At 56.5% G+C, this 5,132-nt stretch carries 3 rRNA genes; all 3 read right to left on the bottom strand.

Annotation, left to right across the window (positions count from 1 at the left end):
• Nucleotides 1-5: 5 nt before the first annotated feature.
• Nucleotides 6-122 (bottom strand): 5S ribosomal RNA (gene rrf, locus NM1_RS40630).
• Nucleotides 123-190: 68 nt separating this feature from the next.
• Nucleotides 191-3,300 (bottom strand): 23S ribosomal RNA (locus tag NM1_RS40625).
• A gap of 305 nt (nucleotides 3,301-3,605) precedes the next feature.
• Nucleotides 3,606-5,122 (bottom strand): 16S ribosomal RNA (locus tag NM1_RS40620).
• The 16S, 23S and 5S rRNA genes sit together here, the layout of an rRNA operon.
• Between the last annotated feature and the right edge of the window lie 10 nt (nucleotides 5,123-5,132).

Here is a 5,132-nt window from a genome sequence, read left to right as displayed (position 1 = left end):
GATTGTTCCGGCGGTGTCCTACTCTCCCACACCCTGTCGAGTGCAGTACCATCGGCGCTGGCAGGCTTAGCTTCCGGGTTCGGAATGGGACCGGGCGTTTCCCCACCGCTATAACCGCCGTAACTCTATGAAACTATCCACACACACGTGTGTTGTTTCAGATACCGCACAGTGGACGCGTAACACCTTTGTTGGTAAGTCCTCGGCCTATTAGTACCGGTCACCTCCACACATTACTGCGCTTCCAGTTCCGGCCTATCAACCCAATGATCTGTTGGGGGCCTTACCCCCTCGAGGGGGTGAGAAACCTCATCTTGGAACAGGCTTCCCGCTTAGATGCTTTCAGCGGTTATCCCTTCCGAACGTGGCCAACCAGCCATGCCCCTGGCGGAACAACTGGCACACCAGAGGTTCGTCCGTCCCGGTCCTCTCGTACTAGGGACAGCCTTCCTCAAGTTTCTGACGCGCGCGGCGGATAGAGACCGAACTGTCTCACGACGTTCTAAACCCAGCTCGCGTGCCGCTTTAATGGGCGAACAGCCCAACCCTTGGGACCTACTCCAGCCCCAGGATGCGACGAGCCGACATCGAGGTGCCAAACCATCCCGTCGATATGGACTCTTGGGGAAGATCAGCCTGTTATCCCCGGGGTACCTTTTATCCGTTGAGCGACACCGCTTCCACATGCCGGTGCCGGATCACTAGTCCCGACTTTCGTCCCTGCTCGACATGTCTGTCTCACAGTCAAGCTCCCTTGTGCACTTACACTCAACACCTGATTGCCAACCAGGCTGAGGGAACCTTTGGGCGCCTCCGTTACACTTTGGGAGGCAACCGCCCCAGTTAAACTACCCACCAGGCACTGTCCCTGAACCGGATCACGGTCCGAGGTTAGAAGTCCAATACGACCAGAGTGGTATTTCAACGACGACTCCCACGACACTAGCGTGCCGCTTTCACAGTCTCCCACCTATCCTACACAAACCGTACCGAACACCAATACCAAGCTATAGTGAAGGTCCCGGGGTCTTTTCGTCCTGCCGCGCGTAACGAGCATCTTTACTCGTAATGCAATTTCGCCGAGTCTGTGGTGGAGACAGCAGAGAAGTCGTTACGCCATTCGTGCAGGTCGGAACTTACCCGACAAGGAATTTCGCTACCTTAGGATGGTTATAGTTACCACCGCCGTTTACCGGGGCTTAAATTCTCAGCTTCGCGGACGAATCCGCTAACCGGTCCTCTTAACCTTCCGGCACCGGGCAGGCGTCAGTCCGTATACCTCGTCTTACGACTTCGCACGGACCTGTGTTTTTAGTAAACAGTCGCTTCTCTCTGGTCTCTGCGACCCAACCCAGCTCAGGCTGCAAGAACCATCACCAGACCGGGCCCTCCTTCTCCCGAAGTTACGGAGGTATTTTGCCGAGTTCCTTCACCACAGTTATCTCGATCGCCTCAGTATTCTCTACCTGACCACCTGTGTCGGTTTGGGGTACGGGCCGTGTACCAACTCACTAGAGGCTTTTCTCGGCAGCATAGGATCACTGAATTCACCTCAAACGGCTACGCATCACCTCTCAGGCTTCATGCTGTGCGGATTTGCCTACACAACGCCCTACAGGCTTACACCCGGTAATCCACCACCGGGCCCAGCTACCTTCCTGCGTCACCCCATCGCTTGACTACTACAGCCAGGGTCGTGCGCAGCCACATCCGGCCTCCCGAAGGAGGTCCATCCGCTTTTGGGCACTTAGCACAACTGATTCGCCATTGGGCGCGGATACACGGGTACGGGAATATCAACCCGTTGTCCATCGACTACGCCTGTCGGCCTCGCCTTAGGTCCCGACTCACCCTGGGCGGATTAACCTGGCCCAGGAACCCTTGGTCATCCGGCGGACGAGTTTCTCACTCGTCTTTCGCTACTCATGCCTGCATTCTCACTCCCACAGCCTCCACACCTGGATCACTCCGGCGCTTCCCTGGCTGCAGGACGCTCCCCTACCCAGCCCAACCACTGGCCCGAAGGCAATGTAAATGTTGGACTGCCGCGGCTTCGGCGGTGTACTTGAGCCCCGCTACATTATCGGCGCAGGATCACTTGACCAGTGAGCTATTACGCACTCTTTCAAGGGTGGCTGCTTCTAAGCCAACCTCCTGGTTGTCTCAGCGACCCCACATCCTTTTCCACTTAGTACACGCTTAGGGGCCTTAGCCGGCGATCTGGGCTGTTTCCCTCTCGACTACGAAGCTTATCCCCCGCAGTCTCACTGCCGCGCTCTCACACCCTGGCATTCGGAGTTTGGCTGATTTCGGTAAGCTTGTAGGCCCCCTAGACCATCCAGTAGCTCTACCTCCAGAGTGAAACACGCGACGCTGCACCTAAATGCATTTCGGGGAGAACCAGCTATCACGGAGTTTGATTGGCCTTTCACCCCTACCCACAGCTCATCCCCTCAGTTTTCAACCTAAGTGGGTTCGGGCCTCCACGACGTCTTACCGTCGCTTCACCCTGGCCATGGGTAGATCACTCCGCTTCGGGTCCATGACGTGCGACTATAGGCGCCCTATTCGGACTCGCTTTCGCTACGGCTCCCCCACACGGGTTAACCTCGCCACACACCGATGACTCGCAGGCTCATTCTTCAAAAGGCACGCCATCACAAGCCGAAACCTGCTCTGACGGATTGTAAGCGTCCGGTTTCAGGTACTATTTCACTCCCCTCCCGGGGTACTTTTCACCTTTCCCTCACGGTACTAGTCCGCTATCGGTCACCAGGTAGTATTCAGGCTTACCGGGTGGTCCCGGCAGATTCACAGCAGATTTCACGGGCCCGCTGCTACTCGGGTATCTGCGACACAAGCCGTTGCGTTTTCGCTTACCGGACTCTCACCGTCTACGGTTGGCCATCCCAGACCAATTCAACTAACACAACGGTTTCTCACTCATGCTCGACTCGGCAGAATCAAGAACGCAGACCCCACAACCCCGCATGGACAACGACTGCCGTCTATCACATCCACACGGTTTAGCCTCATCCGCTTTCGCTCGCCACTACTCACGGAATCACTATTGTTTTCTCTTCCTGTGGGTACTGAGATGTTTCACTTCCCCACGTTCCCTCCACACACCCTATATATTCAGATGCGGGTAACACGACATCACTCGTGCTGGGTTTCCCCATTCGGAAATCCTCGGATCTCAGCTCGTTTGACAGCTCCCCGAGGCTTATCGCAGCCTACTACGTCCTTCATCGGCTCCTGGTGCCAAGGCATCCACCGAACGCTCTTAAACACTTACAAACAAAGATGCTCGCGTCCACTGTGCAGTTCTCAAACAACACACAAGACCAACCCTTGACTCAGCACCAGCCGGAACACCCGTCCCGCGGTATGACTGAAGATCAGCCTCGTCGTATCTTTTGCCTAGAAAAAACACTCGCGTGTTCTTTCAGGACCCAACAGTGTGTCGACTACCTCCAGGACACTGCCTGGCACATGTCAGCGTTCCACCCATGAGCTTCCGCGGTCCCACGATCGGGGACACAAACGGTCTCTGACACAACCACTCTCGACTGTACGAGGAGTCGTGTAGAAGTGCTCCTTAGAAAGGAGGTGATCCAGCCGCACCTTCCGGTACGGCTACCTTGTTACGACTTCGTCCCAATCGCCAATCCCACCTTCGACGGCTCCCTCCACAAGGGTTGGGCCACCGGCTTCGGGTGTTACCGACTTTCATGACGTGACGGGCGGTGTGTACAAGGCCCGGGAACGTATTCACCGCAGCGTTGCTGATCTGCGATTACTAGCGACTCCAACTTCACGGGGTCGAGTTGCAGACCCCGATCCGAACTGAGACCGGCTTTAAGGGATTCGCTCCACCTCACGGTATCGCAGCCCTCTGTACCGGCCATTGTAGCATGTGTGAAGCCCTGGACATAAGGGGCATGATGACTTGACGTCGTCCCCACCTTCCTCCGAGTTGACCCCGGCAGTCTCTCACGAGTCCCCGCCATTACGCGCTGGCAACATAAGATAAGGGTTGCGCTCGTTGCGGGACTTAACCCAACATCTCACGACACGAGCTGACGACAGCCATGCACCACCTGTACACCAACCACAAGGGAACCGACATCTCTGCCGGCGTCTGGTGTATGTCAAACCCAGGTAAGGTTCTTCGCGTTGCATCGAATTAATCCACATGCTCCGCCGCTTGTGCGGGCCCCCGTCAATTCCTTTGAGTTTTAGCCTTGCGGCCGTACTCCCCAGGCGGGGTACTTAATGCGTTAGCTACGGCACGGATCCCGTGGAAGGAAACCCACACCTAGTACCCACCGTTTACGGCGTGGACTACCAGGGTATCTAATCCTGTTCGCTACCCACGCTTTCGCTTCTCAGCGTCAGTTACTTCCCAGAGACCCGCCTTCGCCACCGGTGTTCCTCCTGATATCTGCGCATTTCACCGCTACACCAGGAATTCCAGTCTCCCCTGAAGTACTCTAGTCTGCCCGTATCCCCTGCAGGTTCACAGTTGAGCTGTGAATTTTCACAGAAGACGCGACAGACCGCCTACAAGCTCTTTACGCCCAGTAATTCCGGACAACGCTCGCACCCTACGTATTACCGCGGCTGCTGGCACGTAGTTGGCCGGTGCTTCTTCTACAGGTACCGTCACTTGCGCTTCGTCCCTGTCGAAAGCGGTTTACAACCCGAAGGCCGTCATCCCGCACGCGGCGTCGCTGCATCAGGCTTCCGCCCATTGTGCAATATTCCCCACTGCTGCCTCCCGTAGGAGTCTGGGCCGTGTCTCAGTCCCAGTGTGGCCGATCACCCTCTCAGGTCGGCTACCCGTCGTCGCCTTGGTAGGCCGTTACCCCACCAACAAGCTGATAGGCCGCGGGCCCATCTCGCACCGATAAATCTTTCCACCACACCCCATGCGAAGCGTGGTCATATCCGGTATTAGACCCAGTTTCCCAGGCTTATCCCAGAGTACGAGGCAGATCACCCACGTGTTACTCACCCGTTCGCCGCTCGTGTACCCCGAAGGGCCTTACCGCTCGACTTGCATGTGTTAAGCACGCCGCCAGCGTTCGTCCTGAGCCAGGATCAAACTCTCCGTTGAAGACTCTCAA

It is taken from the genome of Nocardia mexicana NBRC 108244 (assembly GCF_001613165.1).
Taxonomy (GTDB): domain Bacteria; phylum Actinomycetota; class Actinomycetes; order Mycobacteriales; family Mycobacteriaceae; genus Nocardia; species Nocardia mexicana.
Note: the sequence above shows the minus strand (reverse complement) of the source record. Positions and strands in the feature narration are given on the sequence as shown.